General features: G+C 55.6%; 12 protein-coding genes. 4 read left to right on the top strand and 8 right to left on the bottom strand.

Annotation, left to right across the window (positions count from 1 at the left end; genetic code table 11):
* Positions 1 to 111: 111 nt before the first annotated feature.
* Positions 112 to 1,086: a calcium/sodium antiporter gene (locus tag C7H08_RS08075; protein ID WP_188445184.1), complete on the bottom strand. Its 975-nt coding sequence runs from the start codon at positions 1,084 to 1,086 to the stop codon at positions 112 to 114.
* Between the two features lie 406 nt (positions 1,087 to 1,492).
* On the opposite strand from C7H08_RS08075, the gene mqo reads away from it, so the two are divergent.
* The 4 genes from mqo (at position 1,493) to C7H08_RS08055 (ending at position 8,136) form a co-directional block, all read left to right on the top strand.
* Positions 1,493 to 2,974 carry a malate dehydrogenase (quinone) gene (gene mqo, locus C7H08_RS08070; RefSeq protein ID WP_106671223.1) on the top strand — a complete coding sequence of 494 codons (1,482 nt, stop codon included), beginning with the start codon at positions 1,493 to 1,495 and terminating at the stop codon, positions 2,972 to 2,974.
* A 152-nt stretch (positions 2,975 to 3,126) separates the two neighbouring features.
* Positions 3,127 to 4,359, top strand: coding sequence for an ATP-grasp domain-containing protein (locus tag C7H08_RS08065; protein WP_106671222.1), 1,233 nt, complete (start codon positions 3,127 to 3,129; stop codon positions 4,357 to 4,359).
* A gap of 52 nt (positions 4,360 to 4,411) precedes the next feature.
* The gene (locus C7H08_RS08060; RefSeq protein ID WP_106671221.1) at positions 4,412 to 6,436 is read left to right on the top strand and encodes a hypothetical protein; all 2,025 of its coding nucleotides are present in this window, start codon (positions 4,412 to 4,414) and stop codon (positions 6,434 to 6,436) included.
* Between the two features lie 29 nt (positions 6,437 to 6,465).
* On the top strand, positions 6,466 to 8,136 hold the full coding sequence (locus C7H08_RS08055) for an acetolactate synthase large subunit (protein ID WP_106671549.1): 1,671 nt from the start codon (positions 6,466 to 6,468) through the stop codon (positions 8,134 to 8,136).
* Here C7H08_RS08055 and C7H08_RS08050 read toward each other — a convergent pair.
* From C7H08_RS08050 to C7H08_RS08020, 7 genes are all read right to left on the bottom strand, one after another.
* Positions 8,133 to 9,020, bottom strand: a complete 888-nt coding sequence (locus C7H08_RS08050; protein WP_106671220.1) for a chemotaxis protein — start codon at positions 9,018 to 9,020, stop codon at positions 8,133 to 8,135. The two genes, C7H08_RS08055 and C7H08_RS08050, sit on opposite strands and share 4 nt — an antisense overlap.
* Before the next feature lie 149 nt (positions 9,021 to 9,169).
* Positions 9,170 to 9,766: an exopolysaccharide biosynthesis protein gene (locus C7H08_RS08045; protein WP_106671219.1), complete on the bottom strand. Its 597-nt coding sequence runs from the start codon at positions 9,764 to 9,766 to the stop codon at positions 9,170 to 9,172.
* A gap of 111 nt (positions 9,767 to 9,877) precedes the next feature.
* Positions 9,878 to 9,991 carry a RhuM family protein gene (gene rhuM / locus C7H08_RS18370; protein WP_227663155.1) on the bottom strand — a complete coding sequence of 38 codons (114 nt, stop codon included), beginning with the start codon at positions 9,989 to 9,991 and terminating at the stop codon, positions 9,878 to 9,880.
* A gap of 415 nt (positions 9,992 to 10,406) precedes the next feature.
* Positions 10,407 to 10,745: a hypothetical protein gene (locus tag C7H08_RS08035; protein WP_106671218.1), complete on the bottom strand. Its 339-nt coding sequence runs from the start codon at positions 10,743 to 10,745 to the stop codon at positions 10,407 to 10,409.
* Positions 10,745 to 11,404, bottom strand: coding sequence for a hypothetical protein (locus C7H08_RS08030; RefSeq protein WP_106671217.1), 660 nt, complete (start codon positions 11,402 to 11,404; stop codon positions 10,745 to 10,747). The genes C7H08_RS08035 and C7H08_RS08030 overlap by 1 nt, the downstream gene beginning before the upstream one ends.
* Positions 11,405 to 11,407: 3 nt before the next feature.
* The gene (locus C7H08_RS08025) at positions 11,408 to 14,563 is read right to left on the bottom strand and encodes a type I restriction endonuclease subunit R (protein WP_106671216.1); all 3,156 of its coding nucleotides are present in this window, start codon (positions 14,561 to 14,563) and stop codon (positions 11,408 to 11,410) included.
* The gene (locus tag C7H08_RS08020) at positions 14,560 to 15,579 is read right to left on the bottom strand and encodes an SIR2 family protein (RefSeq protein ID WP_106671215.1); all 1,020 of its coding nucleotides are present in this window, start codon (positions 15,577 to 15,579) and stop codon (positions 14,560 to 14,562) included. The genes C7H08_RS08025 and C7H08_RS08020 overlap by 4 nt, the downstream gene beginning before the upstream one ends.
* Between the last annotated feature and the right edge of the window lies 1 nt (position 15,580).

Raw genomic sequence — 15,580 nt, 5'->3', positions numbered from 1 at the left:
CCGGTTGAAAGGCGGGTTATATCCTTATTACTTATAGATGCTGATCATTGTTTGAGCAATACTTTTGTTGGTTATTCAGCGTATGATCGAGCCGGTACCGTCCACCGCCGGTCAGCCGGTGATGACTGTTGAAAACAGGTAGCCGGTGTAGGCCACGTACACCACTATGAGCACCACACCGTTGCCGCGGGACACCAGCTTGCGTTTGCCGGACAGGCCAAAGCCCATGAGTAGTAGGGCCATCGTCAGCGCCAGCATCAGCGTCCAGTCCCGGTAGAGCACTTCCGGGGCCACTGCCAGCGGCTGAATGGCAGCGGCCAGCCCAACCACCGCCAGAGTGTTGAATATGCCCGAGCCGACAATGTTGCCGAGAATCAGGTCATGTTCGTTTTTCCTGACCGCGGCAATGGCGGAGGCCAGCTCCGGCAAAGAGGTGCCAATAGCCACGATCGTCAGACCAATAATCAGATCGCTGACGCCAAGACTCTGGGCGATGGTAACCGCCCCCCAGACCAGCAAGCGGGAGCTGGCAATCAGCAGGATCAACCCGATCACCAGCCAGATCACGGCGTTTTTCAGCGGCGTAGGGTGGGCGATCAGCTCGGCATCCGCTTCGCCGGCCAGAGCATCATCCTTGCTTTTGATGCCCTGGTAGATTGACCAGCCCATCACCGCAGCAAACACCGCCAATAAGATCCAGCCATCCAGCCTGGTGAGCTTGCCGTTAAGCAGCAGCGCACCGGCAATCAGCGTCAACACCACCAGCAACGGCAATTCCTTGCGAATCACCTGAGAGTGCATGGTGATGGGGGCAATAATGGCCGTCAGCCCGACAATCAGGGCAATGTTGGTGATGTTCGATCCGTAGCCGTTACCCAGTGCCAGGCCAGGATTGCCATCAGCCGCTGCCATGGCGGACACCGCCAGTTCCGGAGCGGAGGTGCCAAAGCCGATGATCACCATGCCGATCAGCAGGCTCGGCATGCCCAGATGCTTGGCGGTCGCCGCCGCGCCTTCGACAAACTTGTCGGCACTCCAGACCAGTAAAATGAGACCGGCAAGAATCGCACCCGTCGCTATCAGCATAGGAAGACCTCAATTGAAAACTCGGTAATGCCCTCGCGGACACCGCACGCGCAAGGCTTGATGGCGCACAAGATACCGCAAGTCACGGTTTTTGGTCAGCCCCGGATTACACCGATCTTTCGGTATAGACAATGATCCGCATTCTTTGAAAAAAGGTATCAGACTAAGGTGGCGCTGATATTGTTAACAAATCGCGCGAAAATCGCGCTCAGCCACAATAGTTCGTCCGACACGCATCAATTGACAATCACATTTTATTATTCCGGCAAAAATCGGGATAATGCGCCCAAATTCAGACCGGAAGCACACGGCTGCGCCGCCTACCTCGCGCCACGTCGGCTTCCGACAGGCCACTTTCGCTGATCGTGGGGTGGCAACAGGCTCAACACTAGCTAGGTGAAGACCAATGGCCGTTAGACAGGCAGACGTAGTGCTGGTCGGTGGGGGCGTCATGAGCGCAACCCTCGGCATGATGCTCAGGCAGCTGGATCCGTCTCTGGACATCGTCATGGTGGAGCGTTTAGACCACGTTGCCCATGAAAGCACAGATGGATGGAACAATGCGGGGACTGGCCACGCCGGTTACTGCGAACTCAACTACACCCCCGAAACCGACGATGGCGACGTTGAAATTGCACGAGCACTGCAAATCAACGCGCAATACGAGGTGTCCCTTCAGTTCTGGTCCTACCTGGTGGAGCAGGGCATCCTGCCCGAGCCGACCAGCTTCATTAACCGCACACCGCACCAGAGTTTTGTCTGGGGTGAGAAAGACGTCGCCTTCCTTAAACGTCGTTTTGAGCGCCTGAAAGCACACCACCTGTTCCGGGAGATGGAATACACCGAGCGTCCGGAAGATCTGGCCGAGTGGATGCCGCTGGTGGTGAATCAGCGTGATCCGATGCAGCGGGTTGCGGCGACCCGCATCAAACACGGCTCTGACGTGGATTTTGGCTCGCTGACTCGCAGCATGGTCAAGTGGCTGGAAACCCAACCCAATTTCGAGCTGATGCTGAGCAGCCCGGTGCACTATATCGACCAGCGCGACAATGGCCGCTGGAAACTGAGGGTGAAGAATCAGAAAACCGGAGAGCTGACCAAACTGGAAGCCGGCTTCGTGTTCCTTGGGGCGGGTGGCGGTGCGCTGCCCATGCTGCAGAAATCCGGCGTTGAAGAGGCCAAGGGCTACGGCGGATTCCCGGTCAGTGGCCAGTGGCTGGTGTGCCAGAAGCCCGAGGTGGTAAAGCAGCACAATTCCAAGGTTTACGGCAAAGCACCCATTGGCGCGCCGCCGATGTCGGTTCCGCACCTGGACACCAGAATTATTAACGGCGAGCCCGCGCTGCTGTTTGGTCCGTTTGCCGGCTTCACCACCCGCTTCTTAAAGCAGGGCTCCCTGTTTGACCTGTTTGGCTCTGTCCGCGCCACAAACCTGCGGCCGATGCTGTCAGTAAGCAAAAGTAATATGGATTTGACTCGTTATCTGATTGGTGAAGTGTTCCAGTCTCATAGCGATCGGGTCGAAGCACTGCGCAATTTCTTCCCGGATGCCCGGGAAGAGGACTGGAAGCTGCAAATGGCAGGTCAGCGGGTCCAGATCATCAAGCAAACGTCGGAAGGCGGCGGCAAACTTGAGTTCGGTACCGAAATCGTGGCCGCCAAAGATGGCACGCTGGCAGCCCTGCTGGGCGCGTCTCCCGGTGCATCGACAGCCGCGAACGCGATGCTGGATGTGATTGAACGCTGCTTCCCGGAAAAGATGAAAACGGACCAGTGGCAAAAACACATGCGCGATTTGGTGCCGTCTTATGGCCAGACTCTGGTCGAGGATGAAGCGTTGCTTAACAAGGTGCGCGAGAGAACACTGTCGACTCTGAAGCTGAACTGAGTTTTTCGATTCAGGCAAGTAATTTCTATCTTTTACGGGCGCTTGGCTTAACGCCGGTGCCCGTTTTTTATGGTTATTGCTGGGCGTTGAAATTTGCGATTTGAAATCAATAGGTTCAGGGTAAAAGGCCAACCCTAACGTGGAGAGCGCCTGTGACTGAACAGAACTACAATCCCGAAAAAGGGTACATTGCCCTTTTGGGCTGGAGCCTTAATGCCATTGAGGCAGCTGACAAGTTTGACCGCAAGTACGTCGTCGTGGCCCCGGACTGGGCTGAACCCTACTGCACAGAACACAATATTCCTTACCTGCCCTGGAATTTCGAGCGTCTGAATGACCGCTCTGTCGAAATTGCCCAAACCCTGCAGGAGATGGGAGTCGACGTTGCCATCCCGCTGTTTGAAGAAACCGTAGAGTGGGCTGGTGCCATCAACTCGGTACTGATGGGCAATCCAAGGCTCTTTGGCCAGGCCATGCTGTTGCGTGACAAGGCACTGATGAAGCGCCGTGCCCAGCTTGGTGGTATCCGTGTGGGCATTTTTGAAGAAGCCCATGACCGGGAAGACGTGGTGCGGTTTCTCAAGCGAGTGAATCAGACCCTGCTGAAACTGGATGGTGATCCCAACGACCCCATCCACCTAAAAGCTTTCGATAAAGCCGGTTGTCTGGGCCACAGAGTTATTCGCACACCGGATGAGGTGGACACCATTCCCGATGAGGAATTCCCGGTGCTGATGGAATCCCATCTGGACGGCTGGGAGTTTGCGGTTGAGGCCTGGATCCATAACGGTAAAATTCGGTTCCTGAACATTTCCGAGTACGTCACCCTGGGCTATTCGGTGTTTGTGCCGGCGACGCCGGACCTTGAAAAATATCGTGCTGAGATCACGGCCCAGATCGAGAAGCTGATCAAGACTTTTGATATTGAGTTTGGCTTTGTTCATCCCGAGTACTTCGTGACCAGCGACGGCACTATGTACTTTGGCGAAGTGGCGTATCGTCCACCCGGTTTCAAGGTGTTCGAGTTGCTCGAGCGTTCCTACGGTTTCAATGCCTATCAGGGCATGATTCTGGCGTTTGATCCGAAAACCACCGAAGAGGAAATCGCAGCGTTCTTCCCGAAAGAGGTGGAGGATGCCAAAGGGTACTCGGGCTGTTTCGGGGTTTATCCACGGCGCCGCGTAGTCAGCCGCCTTGAGATTCCGGATGAAACCGAGAATCACGAGTACTTTGAATCACACGAACTGACACCGCCCGTGGAAGAGACGGTTACCAAGCGCACCGCGTTCGGTACTCACTGGGGGCTGATCTATTTCTTCGGTGAAGATCCGTATGTTATGCGGGATCTGCTCAAACATCAGGAAGACCTCGATTTTTATGTATAATCAAGGCATGCATTAACAAAAAGGGTTTGATGCAGGCCCTGAGGATTCTCGTTTGAGTGAGCACCAATCGGCCAGCCAGGCACCAGCGGTTAACTTTGACAAGCTGGTGCAAAAACTGGACGAGTCCATCGCGGCTCTGGAAGAGAGCCGGTCTTTTGCAAAGGCCGGCAAACTCCCCAAACTGTTTGACACTGCCCGGCGTGTACTCTTGCAGCCGGGCGGCTGTCAGGCCATCGAAGAGCGTGCCCGCCGGCTGGAAGAGGCCGGCGTTTATGACGGCACGGACTGGGCCGAGCCCGCCATCCTTATTCCCTCGCTGACCACCTACTCATTGCAGAGCCCGAACGCCGATACCGTGGTGATCGAGGCCTTCAGTGAGCTGCGCCTGTTGGCGGTGGCCCGTGGTGAGTATTTGCATCCGGGCTTATCGGCCGAGCAGGCCCACAATTACCTAACTCAGGTGCTGGCTATTAACCTGGGATTGCTGTTCGGCATGACCGGCGAAGCGGAGCGTGAGCAGGGCAAACTGGCTCTGATCAGCCAGGCTCTGGTGCAACACGTGGCCAGCCACATCGGTTACGAACACGTGATCGACAGCCTGATCGAAGAAATCTGGCGCATTCTTGAACAACGGCCGATTCGGGTCACGGACGCGCGCCGGATGATTACCCAGATCGCCATTTGCCGGGCCGATACCGATGCGGATCTGGGCGGAGCCGGCCGGGGTGCCGACCGACTGATTTCCAGTCTGTATGGCCCAACGCGGGTTTGCAGTGAAGATCCGGGCACCGTGGTCTACGAGCAACGCCTGGAGACCATGGACAGCGCCGGATTACAGAACGAGGCCACCGGATTCGCCCGATCGATGCACGACACCGGTCTGGTCTCGCCTTATCACGCCAGCTTTGTGCGCTTTATCCTGACCGACTGGGATTCCCTGTTGAGCGATGCTCTCGGGCTGTCCAGCACCGGCCGGGATTGCCTGATGTGCTACCGGGAACTGGTGCACGCCCTGATTCAGGAGTCGGTTTTCCCGGAAACGGCCCAGGGTCTCTACGGCCTGGCTCTGTTGCTGGAGCGGGGTATCCTGTACCAGCCTCCGGTCGCGCCGGCGCTCTGGCGCCAGGTACGCCTGTCGCTTTGCCCGGAAGCCCGGGAGCGTCTTCAGTTAGCCAACGGTTACGAACCCAAGCCCTCAGCCTGGCTGATGCAAGGTGTGATGAACATGCTGGGCCAGCCCTTGGGCGTAGGACAGGGCAACAACCCCACCTGTCAGTCAGCCCGGGCGTTGTCCATGTGGGCTTACAACGATCCGGATTACCTGCTGCAAATGGTGGCCTGGGCGGCGCGGGATAACGAGATTGTGATGCATTTCGAGGGCCAGCCTGTGTCCTCTGCCCGCAGTGCCAGTGGTGTTGCTTCAGAAGTGACGCTGGATCTTGATCCGGTATCGCTGGTTGTGGTGCCGCATCTGGACCGGATTTACGCCGAAATGGGCCGGTTATGCATCGGCCGTGAAGGCGATCCGCACCGTTGGGTTAACCCGGAGTTTCACGGTTGGTCCGCCGGGCGTGGTTTTGCCATCAACGTCGATGTAGCGACCGGCAAGCTGGCGGATCTGGAGGGTTTTATCCGGCATTTCTACGCCAGCTACCATCCTTACTACAACGGCAGCCAACCGCTGATACACCCGCAACCGGCCGGGGTTGCGGTGACCGACAGCGCCGCCCGATTCATTGGCTGGCACGCGATCACCATTCTCAGAGTCACCCTGGACCCGGAAAGCGAAATGCGGGTGTATTTCTTTAACCCGAACAATGACAGCGGCCAGAACTGGGGCGATGGCGTTCAGGTGAGCACCTCCGGTTGCGGCGAGCGCTTCGGCGAATCGTCGCTGCCGTTTGAGCAGTTCACCTCACGACTGTACATTTACCACTATGATCCATTGGAGCGGGGTGAGCCGGCGGAAGTGAACGATGATGAGCTGCGCCGCGTAACGGAAGGTGTCTATCGTACCTGGGGTGAAGACAGGGTGCCCGCAGACCTCTTGCAGGCGCAGCCACCCAGAACCGATTGATCCTGTACTCACTGATCAAGGGGAAGGACATGGCCAACGACCAACCTCCGGCCCGTAACGGAGCCGAGTTGTTTATCCGGGCGCTGGAGACAGAAGGCGTAAAGTACATCTTCGCGGTGCCCGGTGAAGAAAACCTGGCCTTTCTCGAAGCTCTGCGCACGTCCAGTATCCGGTTAGTGCTTAACCGTCATGAGCAGGCTGCCGGCTTTATGGCTGCCACCTATGGCCGCCTGACCGGTAATGTGGGGGTTTGCCTGTCTACCCTGGGGCCCGGCGCCACCAACCTGGTCACCGCAGCAGCCTATGCCCAACTCGGCGCCATGCCGATGATGATGATCTCCGGCCAGAAGCCGATCAAATCCTCCAAACAGGGCTTGTTTCAGATTCTCGACGTGGTCGACCTGATGCGCCCGCTGACCAAGTACACCCGCCAGATCACCAACGCCAACACCATTCCTGCCAAGGTTCGGGAAGCCTTCCGACTGGCGTCGGAAGAGCGCCCCGGTGCCGTCCACCTGGAGTTGCCGGAAGACATTGCCGCCGAGGCGTCTGCCGCAGACACCCACATCTTTACACCCAGCGATGCCCGGCGGCCCTCCGCCAGCCCGAAGAGCCTGGATATGGCCTGTGACATGCTGCGCGAGGCCCGGCATCCGCTGATCATGATTGGCGCGGGTGCCAACCGCAAGCGGGTGTCTCAGGCCTTGTTGCATCTGATCAACGTAACCGGCATACCGTTCTTCACCACGCAGATGGGCAAAGGCGTGGTGGATGAGCGTCATCCCGGCTACCTGGGCAATGCTGCGCTTTCCTCCGGGGACTTCGTTCATTGCGCCATCGACCGCGCCGATCTGGTGATCAACGTTGGCCACGACGTGGTTGAGAAGCCGCCGTTTTTCATGACTCCGGGCGGAAAGAAGGTCATCCACGTGAATTTCAGTGCGGCCGATGTCGATCCGGTCTATTTTCCGCAACATGAGGTGGTGGGAGACATCGCCAACAGCGTGGAATACCTGGCGGAGAACTGTGGCCAGTGCGCCAGTCATGACTTTACCGGGCTGATGGAGGTCAAGCAGGCGGTCGATGCCCATCTGCAGGATCGGGCTGAAGACGACCGCTTTCCGGTGATTCCCCAGCGCATTGTCCATGACGTCCGGCAGGTGATGCCGGAGGATGGCATCATCGCCCTGGACAACGGCATGTACAAACTCTGGTTTGCCCGTAACTATCCGGCCTATGACAACAACACCGTGTTGCTGGATAACGCCCTGGCCTCCATGGGTGCCGGCCTGCCCAGCGGCATGATGGCCTCGATGCTGTATCCGGACCTCAAGGTCATGGCGGTTTGTGGCGACGGTGGTTTCATGATGAACAGCCAGGAGCTGGAAACCGCAGTGCGTCTGAAGCTCAACCTGGTGGTGCTGATCATCAACGACAACGCCTACGGCATGATCAAGTGGAAGCAGGGGCAGGAGGGGTATACTGATTTTGGTCTGGACTATGGCAACCCGGATTTCGTGATGTATGCCCGTGCCTACGGCGCCGAAGGTCACCGCATTACCCGCACAGAAGACTTGCGACCGACGCTGGAGCGCGCGCTGGCCGCAGGCGGTGTGCACCTGGTGGAAGTACCGGTGGATTACAGTGAAAACCAGCGGGTTTTCAATGAGGAACTGGCGGAACTGATCTGCCGTCTCTAGTCGGCCTGTGCTGCGCCTTTGAGCATGGTCTGCAGTAATTCCTCGGCATCAAACTTGGTCAGTGCCTCATTGGCACCTACCTGATTGGCGTAACTCAGGCTCATCTCGCTGTTCAGTGAGGTGTGCAGAATAATATAGGGCTGTTTCAGGGCGGAATTGTCCCGCACATTGAAGGTCAGCTCATAGCCATCGAGGCCCGGCATTTCGATATCACTGACCAGGATATCAATCGGGGTGCCCCGTTCGTCCTGGCTCAGCAACACCTGCAAGGCGTCATCACCATTACTGGTCACGTGGTAGGTGATGTCTTTACTATCCAGCACATCACACAGCTGCTTGCGCGCAACCTGAGAATCGTCCACCAGCAGAATGTTCAGGGATTTCAGGGTTTCACTCTGCACATCTGAAAGCGCCACGTTCTGGGCATCCAGCGATTCCGGGTAGACTTTGGCCAACAGCAGTTCCACGTCAAGTAACTGAATGATGTCGCCGTCCATATCCAGCAGCCCGGTGATAAAGGCATTGGAGCCCAGTGCCTTGGGCGGCGGCATCACGCTCTTCCAGTTGGTTTCGATAATCTGCTGAACACTGCGCACCAGAAAGCCGATCTCCTTGCGCTGAATGTCGGTCACGATGATCGAGGCTTTGTCCCGCTCATCTTTTGACAGCGCCGGGTAACCCACCGCCGCCGCCATATCAATTACCGGCACCGCCGAGTTGCGGAAGGTCGCCGTGCCGATCACCGCGTGATGGCTGTGGGGCAGCTTGGTCAGCCGCTGATACGGCAGAATTTCACGTATTTTAAGGGTGCCAATACCAAAAAGCCGCGACCCGAACAGGCAGAACAGCAAAAGTTTCTGGGACTGCTTCGCTTTGCTGGACATAGAGCCAGATCCTTTTAAATGCAAAAGCCCCCGGTGGCAGGAGCTTGTCAGGAAAGGTTTGATTTCATCTGTAGCAATAGTAGCAGCTTTGCGGTTGAGCAGGATTCAGAAGCTTTGTTTCAAATGGTGACAGAAATCATCTGCATCACTTACCAGGGAATGTTGGTCAGAACGAACCAGGCCGTACCCCCGGTCGCCAGAACAGCCAGAAGCGCCAATAGCCCATCGCGAGCAACGATCGCCAGCCCGAATGCGGTCAGGGCCAGGCCAGCGCCGTTGGCGCTGAATGGAATAACCTCCATCACCGGCATTGCGGCTGCTACTGTCATGCAGATGCCTGCCATTACGTATTGCCCCGGGCCGGTTACCAGCCAGGTCAGCCTCTGCTGAGTCCAACTATCCAGAAATCGTGCCGGTTTAACCATCCAGTCCAGGCCCTTGACCAGATTTTCCCTTGTGACCGTGCGCCGGGACAACTTGGCGGGAATCCAGACCGTATGCCGTTGAAACACCAACTGCCCAAGGGTCAGCATCACCATAAGGCCGAGCAACGTAGGTACACCGGGGATGTCACCAATCAGCGGCGCCAGGGTAATCACACCGGCAATAAGAACCAGCGGCCCGAACGAGCGCTCACCAACGGCCGACAGAATGTCGCCGACAGAAACATGGTCTTGACCCTCGGTGCGAGCCTTAAGGCGATCAAGGAGGTCCGTCAGGCTGGCTGGGTCATCGGGTTGGTTCATAATTGAGTGCCTGATCGTCAGCCATATCGGAAAAATCATCATAAAGCTGCACAACCAGCGCTTCAATGACTATCGGCGCTGGGGCAAAGCCGGGGCCAACTGTTGCTCGTCTTAGCCTTTTACCAGGTGATCTTTCTGAACCTGGGTGGCCCATTGGCGGAATTGAAAGCCGCGTTGGGACCAAATGCGATATCCTACCGATATGCTCGTAAATGTTTCGTACACCCTTGCCGAACAGCTCGGCCATCTGTGCCTGGGAAGGCTCACAATATCGGAGTAAATCGTGGTAGGTGTCGCGGGCGGCTCAGAGATAAGTTGTATTGGGTGTCGAGTGAATGTCAAAAGTTGCGGGGTTTAGAACGAAAAAAAAGCCCCTGAGGTCAGGAGCTTTTTAAGGTTGTTTGGTGGAGACGGCGTCCACTTAACCTGGACTGTAACAATATGAATATACTTAAATTTATTATTGAATGGCACAAAAATACCCACACTCTTACCCACAAGTAGGAGCCGCTACCCCTGGAATTGCCGGGAACTCAAAGCCTGAATTTCTAGCCGACTGAGTGGCAGGTTGGGAGCCGTTCTAGTTTCAACATTCTTCAACATGAGCCAAGAGCGTTGGCCCCCATGAGTAAAGCAGCACTCAGCTGTTTCGCATGGCTTCAACGTCTGCTTTTGGTAGCCACTCGATAGACAGCCTGCGACCATCGACATGAACCACGCCCTGGCTCGCGTTCGGCTGGTCATGTTGGGCACGATAAGCCAACAACGCATCCAGCAGCTCCATCATGTGCAGCTTGAAGTCGGAGCCTTTGATTGCGTCGTAGTCTTCGTCGTTATCAAGCTGCCAGGTTGCCAGATCCAGCCGGTTCTCCTCGGGGTCACCGAAGAACAGTATCCGCCCGGTCATGCTCTCGCTGGTCAGATGCTGTTTGGCCAACTGGTCGAGGCGGGCTTGGTCAAAGGTGCTGTCGTAGGTCATCAGGTTGCTCCCGTGGCGTTCCAGTATTTGGACATATGGCTGATGAACCGCTCTTTGCTGCATACTCCGTTCTGCTTTCGGTTCCACCACGCGCAGGCTGGATGGTGAACGCCAACGAAGCTCTGATTAAGGCGCTTGCCCACGGCTCTCTTGGCTTTTGTTGATACGAAAATGATGTGGTCGGGCTTTAAGGCTTCAATCACATGGTTGATAGTATCGACTGCGACCTCAACGTCCTGGTTTGTCTCCTTTATGGAGGCCCCAGTTATCGCCGGGCGCTGAAAGGCATTCATGAAGGCTACCTGGCGGAAAACGCTATCGTTCGCCGGCAAGCCTGCTTTGAGCAACGCTGACTCGATGTTTCGATAGATGGCATGGCCCTTTGCAGTCCAGCCTCTTAGTGGCTTGTTAAGGATCCGTCTGGTGCGCATCCATCTTTGCTCCACCGGCGTCAGATCGCCCTCTCTTCCCGTATACCAGCGTCGAGCATCCCTGTGCACGGAGCTTTCCGATGGCAGGTAATGGCTCTCCGCAATCAGAAGAACCTTGGGGCCGCTGCTGCCATAGGCTGAGCCAACAAAGGGTTTCAGCAGAGGATAGCGCTGGTAGAGCTCAATCGAATCCAGCTGATTGTCGAAAGCCTCGGTATAGTAATTCATCGCTCATTTCGTCCAATGATTGGACAGAGCTTCCGCCTGTTCCATAATCAGCGCAATCGCCGCAGGGGCTTTGTCAGGCGGGTACTTGTATCGCTGCAACGTCCTTCGCACCAGAATTCGTAGCTTGGCCCGTACACTCTCACGCACCTGCCAGTCTACGGTGGTGGAGTTGCGCAGCTTGTCGGTGATCTCTACGGCGATCTTCTTTAGGATTTCGTCACCCAGCTCTCGCACGGCACTTTCGTTGCTGGCCAGTGCGTCGTAGAAGGCCACCTCATCAGGGTTGAGGCCAAGCGCTTCGTCTCGTTCCATTTCAGCCTGGAACTGTTTTGCCAGGGCGATCAGCTCTTCAATCACCTGTGCCGTTTCGATGCCCCGGTTGTTGTACTTGCGCAGCGTCTCCTGAAGGCGGTCAGCGTACTTTTTCTCCTGCACCACGTTGTTACGTGTCTTGGCTTTGATGTCGTCCTTCAGCAGCCTTTCCAGCAGTTCTACGGCGAAGTTCTTGTAGGGCATCTGCCGCACGTCTTCCAGGAACTCATCAGAGAGCAGGCCGATGTTGGGTTTGTCCAGGCCGCACAGGGCGAACACATCGGTAACACCTCCTCCGATCAGGGCGTTGTCCAGAATCTGCTTCAGGGCCGTGTTTTTGTCTTCCTGGCTCAACTTCTTGTCCACGCTGGTGAACTTGGTGATCGCGGCTTTTACCTGAGACAGGAAGGCCACCTCTTTCTGCTGGGCTTGGGCTTCGTCCAGTGTGGCGCACAATGAAAACGCCTTGTTGATTTTCAGCACGGTGTCCAGGAAACGCTTTTTGCCGTCTTCTAGGCTTAGAATATAGTTGGCGGTCGGCACCAGCAGCTTGAAGGGTTCTTCCTCGAAACCGCTGTAATCGAAACCCTTGCTCTTGGGGCCTGGCGCAAACATGCCGTGGATGATGTCCAGCTTTTCCAGCAGGACGGCGTAGGCTTCTTCAGCACTGTGGGTGGGTTCGCCTTTACCCTTGGCATCAGTATAGGTTTTCAGGGCCTGCTTGAGTTCGTTGGCAATGCCGATGTAGTCCACTACTAGGCCGCCGGGTTTGTCTTTGAACACGCGGTTTACCCGAGCAATGGCCTGCATCAGATTGTGGCCCTTCATGGGCTTGTCCACATACATGGTGTGACAGCAAGGCGCGTCGAATCCGGTCAGCCACATATCCCGCACGATCACCAGCTTGAGCGGGTCGTTCGCATCCTTGAAGCGCTTCTCAAGCCGCTTCTTGATCTTCTTGTTGTGAATGTGCGGTTGCAGCAGGGCCTTGTCAGATGCGGAACCGGTCATCACGACTTTGATGGCGCCTTTCTCGGGGTCTGCGTCATGCCATTCCGGGCGCAGGGCCACAAGTTCGTTATACAGCTGGGCCGCAATATCCCGGCTCATGGCCACAATCATGGCTTTGCCGTCGATGGTGCTGTTGCGGGTCTCAAAGTGTTTGACCAGATCTTCGGCCACCTGTTTTAGGCGCGGGCCGGCGCCGACGAGCTTCTCCAGCCGGCTCCATTCGCCTTTGGTTTTCTCTCGGCTGCCAGCGTCCTCATCGTCTTCGACCACTTCCTCCACCTGGTCAGAGAGTTTTTCGATGGCCGCGCGGTTGATGTCTAGTTTGGCCAGCCGAGATTCGTAGTAAATGGGTACGGTCGCGCCATCGTCTACGGCATCTTGAATGTCGTAGACGGACACGTAATCGCCGAACACGGCACGGGTGTCCTTGTCCTCGCTGGCGATGGGCGTGCCTGTGAAGCCAATGAACGAGGCATTGGGCAGGGCGTCACGCATGTGGCGGGCGTAGCCGAACTTGTAGCTGCCGTCTTTCTTTAGGGTGGCTTTAAGTCCGTACTGGCTTCGGTGCGCCTCATCCGAGATCACTACAATGTTGTGGCGGTCATTCAGAATCGGGTGGTCGGATTCGTCATCCACCAGGGCGAACTTCTGCACTGTGGTGAAGATGATTCCGCCGGATTCCCTCTCGGCCAGTAGCTGGCGCAGGGTGTCGCGGTCTTCAGCTTGCACCGGCTCCTGTTTCAGCAGCTCTTTTGCCGCGCTGAAGGTGGTGTAGAGTTGGCCGTCCAGGTCATTGCGGTCGGTCACAACGATCAGGGTCGGGTTGTTCATCTCCGGCTGTTGAAGCAGCTTGCCAGCGTAAAAACACATGGAAATGCTCTTGCCGGAACCCTGAGTGTGCCACACCACACCAGCTTTTTTACTACCGGGTAGCACCTCATCACCGTAGGTTGCACGCTTATCTTGCGCGTCCTTCCTGTCCTGCTGCCGGGCGGCGATTACGGTAGCCTTCACTGCTTCACGTACCGCATGGAACTGGTGATAACCGGCAATCTTCTTGGTCAACTTGTCGGAATCCGTCTCGAATATGACAAAGTATCTGATGTAATCCAGAAACAGTTCTTGGTCGAAGAATCCCCGCACCATCGTCTCTAGTTGCCATTCCAGCAGGGGTTTGTCGTTCTCATTTTTGATAGTGCGCCAGGGCATGTAGCGCTCTTGGCTGGCGGTGAGGGAGCCCACCCGTGCCAAATAACCGTCACTAATAACGACCGCCTCGTTATAGGAGAACAGATCAGTTGCTTCATCTTTGTAGGTCTGGATCTGGTTGTAGGCGTCCCAGATGCTCACGTTCTCCACACCGGGGCTTTTCAGCTCCAGAACTGCCAGCGGCAGACCGTTGATAAAGCAGATCACATCCGGTCGACGCAGCTGCTTGGAGCCTTCGATAGTGAACTGGTTAATGGCCCGAAAGCAGTTGGCGGTCAGGTCACTGAAATCGACTAGGAAGGCCTGATCATGAATCACCTTGTCGTTACGCTTGAACTCTACAGGAACACCCTCCAGAAGCAGCCGGTGAAAAGCCCTGTTGTTGATCACTACATCCAAGCTTTCGGGTTTTCGGACAACTGCAACAGCCTGTTCAATGGCTGTCTGAGGCAGGTGCGGGTTTATACGTCGTATTGCTGCCTCAAGATCGGCCAACAACAAAACCTGCCGGTAATCAGCACGCTCAGGGTTATCGCCTTCAGGTGCCAGATCCGACCCATGGGTTATTTTCCAGCCACCTTCACCAAGCCACTTAAGGCAGAGTTTTTCCAGTTTATCCTCGTTCATGCATCCTGCCCCTGAGCTAATGCCTCCAGTAATGCCTCTAAACTTTCGTCATGGTTATCGGTGTACCATATTGGGTATATGTTGGCTTTGGCGAGCTCATCACGTCGCGCCAACCTGTCTTCTTTATCGTTCAATTTCAAAAAAGCATAGTGTCTTGGAACATTTTCAACGCCTTTTCGATCAGCGATGCGTCCTAAACATTCCAATGTTCGATCGACTGTCAGACTGCACCCGATAAATAGCAGCGATCGTGTGCTAATCGCCTCGATAACACTTTCTAACGCCTGATCATCCTCGTAATGCCTGTCATACTCTGACTTTGTAAGAACCCGCTTTCTGGAAGAGTTTGCTTTGCCATGGAGCTTCACCAGTACCCTTTTATTTTCACCAAGTAGCCGAGGAAACTCGACGGCATCCGCTCCCTCAATAACCTCATTAAACTCATAACCCGCTGAGCTATAGGTCTTAGTCAAAACGTCATCGAAATTTGTAGTTATAACTGCTCCATTGAACAGATGGGGTAGCCGCTGAACTGGTCCCGATACCTCTTGGTCTGCGCCAAACTCGTTCTCTACATGCTCTAGAAAGCACCCTGGAGGTAAATCATCATGTAACGTCTCCGCCGCTTCCTCGTATTTGCCGCTCAAAATCAGCTCATTAAATTTTTCGGGTGGGATCCTAGTTTCTGCAAGCACTCGATAGAGAAAGGCTGTCCAACCCGGGTAGCCACTAGGTATCGACATTCCAGCACCAACAAATGGTGTTATTGCGCCACGGCCATAGATTTCTTTGAGCTTTCTAAAACGTGCAGAATTACTATTAAATTGATCCAAAATCTCTTCAGCGCTGGAGAGATTGTTTCCTTTTCTTTGTTCGCACCATTCAAGAAAGGCCTCGTTGTAGCCTACAGCCTCCATCTCCCGGAGAATGGTATCTCTGCAGAATGAATAACCTGCTATCTCAACGGTGCCTTGATCGTTTAAGAAGTTGTCAAAGGCCGGTTTTAAGTAGTCCATT

This window comes from Marinobacter halophilus (genome assembly GCF_003007685.1).
GTDB classification, from domain to species: Bacteria; Pseudomonadota; Gammaproteobacteria; order Pseudomonadales; family Oleiphilaceae; genus Marinobacter; species Marinobacter halophilus.
Note: the sequence above shows the minus strand (reverse complement) of the source record. Positions and strands in the feature narration are given on the sequence as shown.

What these genes read in the sequence shown, in the direction of transcription:
- C7H08_RS08035 (WP_106671218.1), bottom strand. Translation starts at nt 10,745, where the DNA reads ATGACCTACGACAGCACCTTTGACCAAGCCCGCCTCGACCAGTTGGCC.
- C7H08_RS08045 (WP_106671219.1), bottom strand. Translation starts at nt 9,766, where the DNA reads ATGAACCAACCCGATGACCCAGCCAGCCTGACGGACCTCCTTGATCGC.
- C7H08_RS08050 (WP_106671220.1), bottom strand. Translation starts at nt 9,020, where the DNA reads ATGTCCAGCAAAGCGAAGCAGTCCCAGAAACTTTTGCTGTTCTGCCTG.
- mqo (WP_106671223.1), top strand. Translation starts at nt 1,493, where the DNA reads ATGGCCGTTAGACAGGCAGACGTAGTGCTGGTCGGTGGGGGCGTCATG.
- C7H08_RS08020 (WP_106671215.1), bottom strand. Translation starts at nt 15,579, where the DNA reads ATGGACTACTTAAAACCGGCCTTTGACAACTTCTTAAACGATCAAGGC.
- C7H08_RS08055 (WP_106671549.1), top strand. Translation starts at nt 6,466, where the DNA reads ATGGCCAACGACCAACCTCCGGCCCGTAACGGAGCCGAGTTGTTTATC.
- C7H08_RS08075 (WP_188445184.1), bottom strand. Translation starts at nt 1,086, where the DNA reads ATGCTGATAGCGACGGGTGCGATTCTTGCCGGTCTCATTTTACTGGTC.
- C7H08_RS08030 (WP_106671217.1), bottom strand. Translation starts at nt 11,404, where the DNA reads ATGAATTACTATACCGAGGCTTTCGACAATCAGCTGGATTCGATTGAG.
- C7H08_RS08025 (WP_106671216.1), bottom strand. Translation starts at nt 14,563, where the DNA reads ATGAACGAGGATAAACTGGAAAAACTCTGCCTTAAGTGGCTTGGTGAA.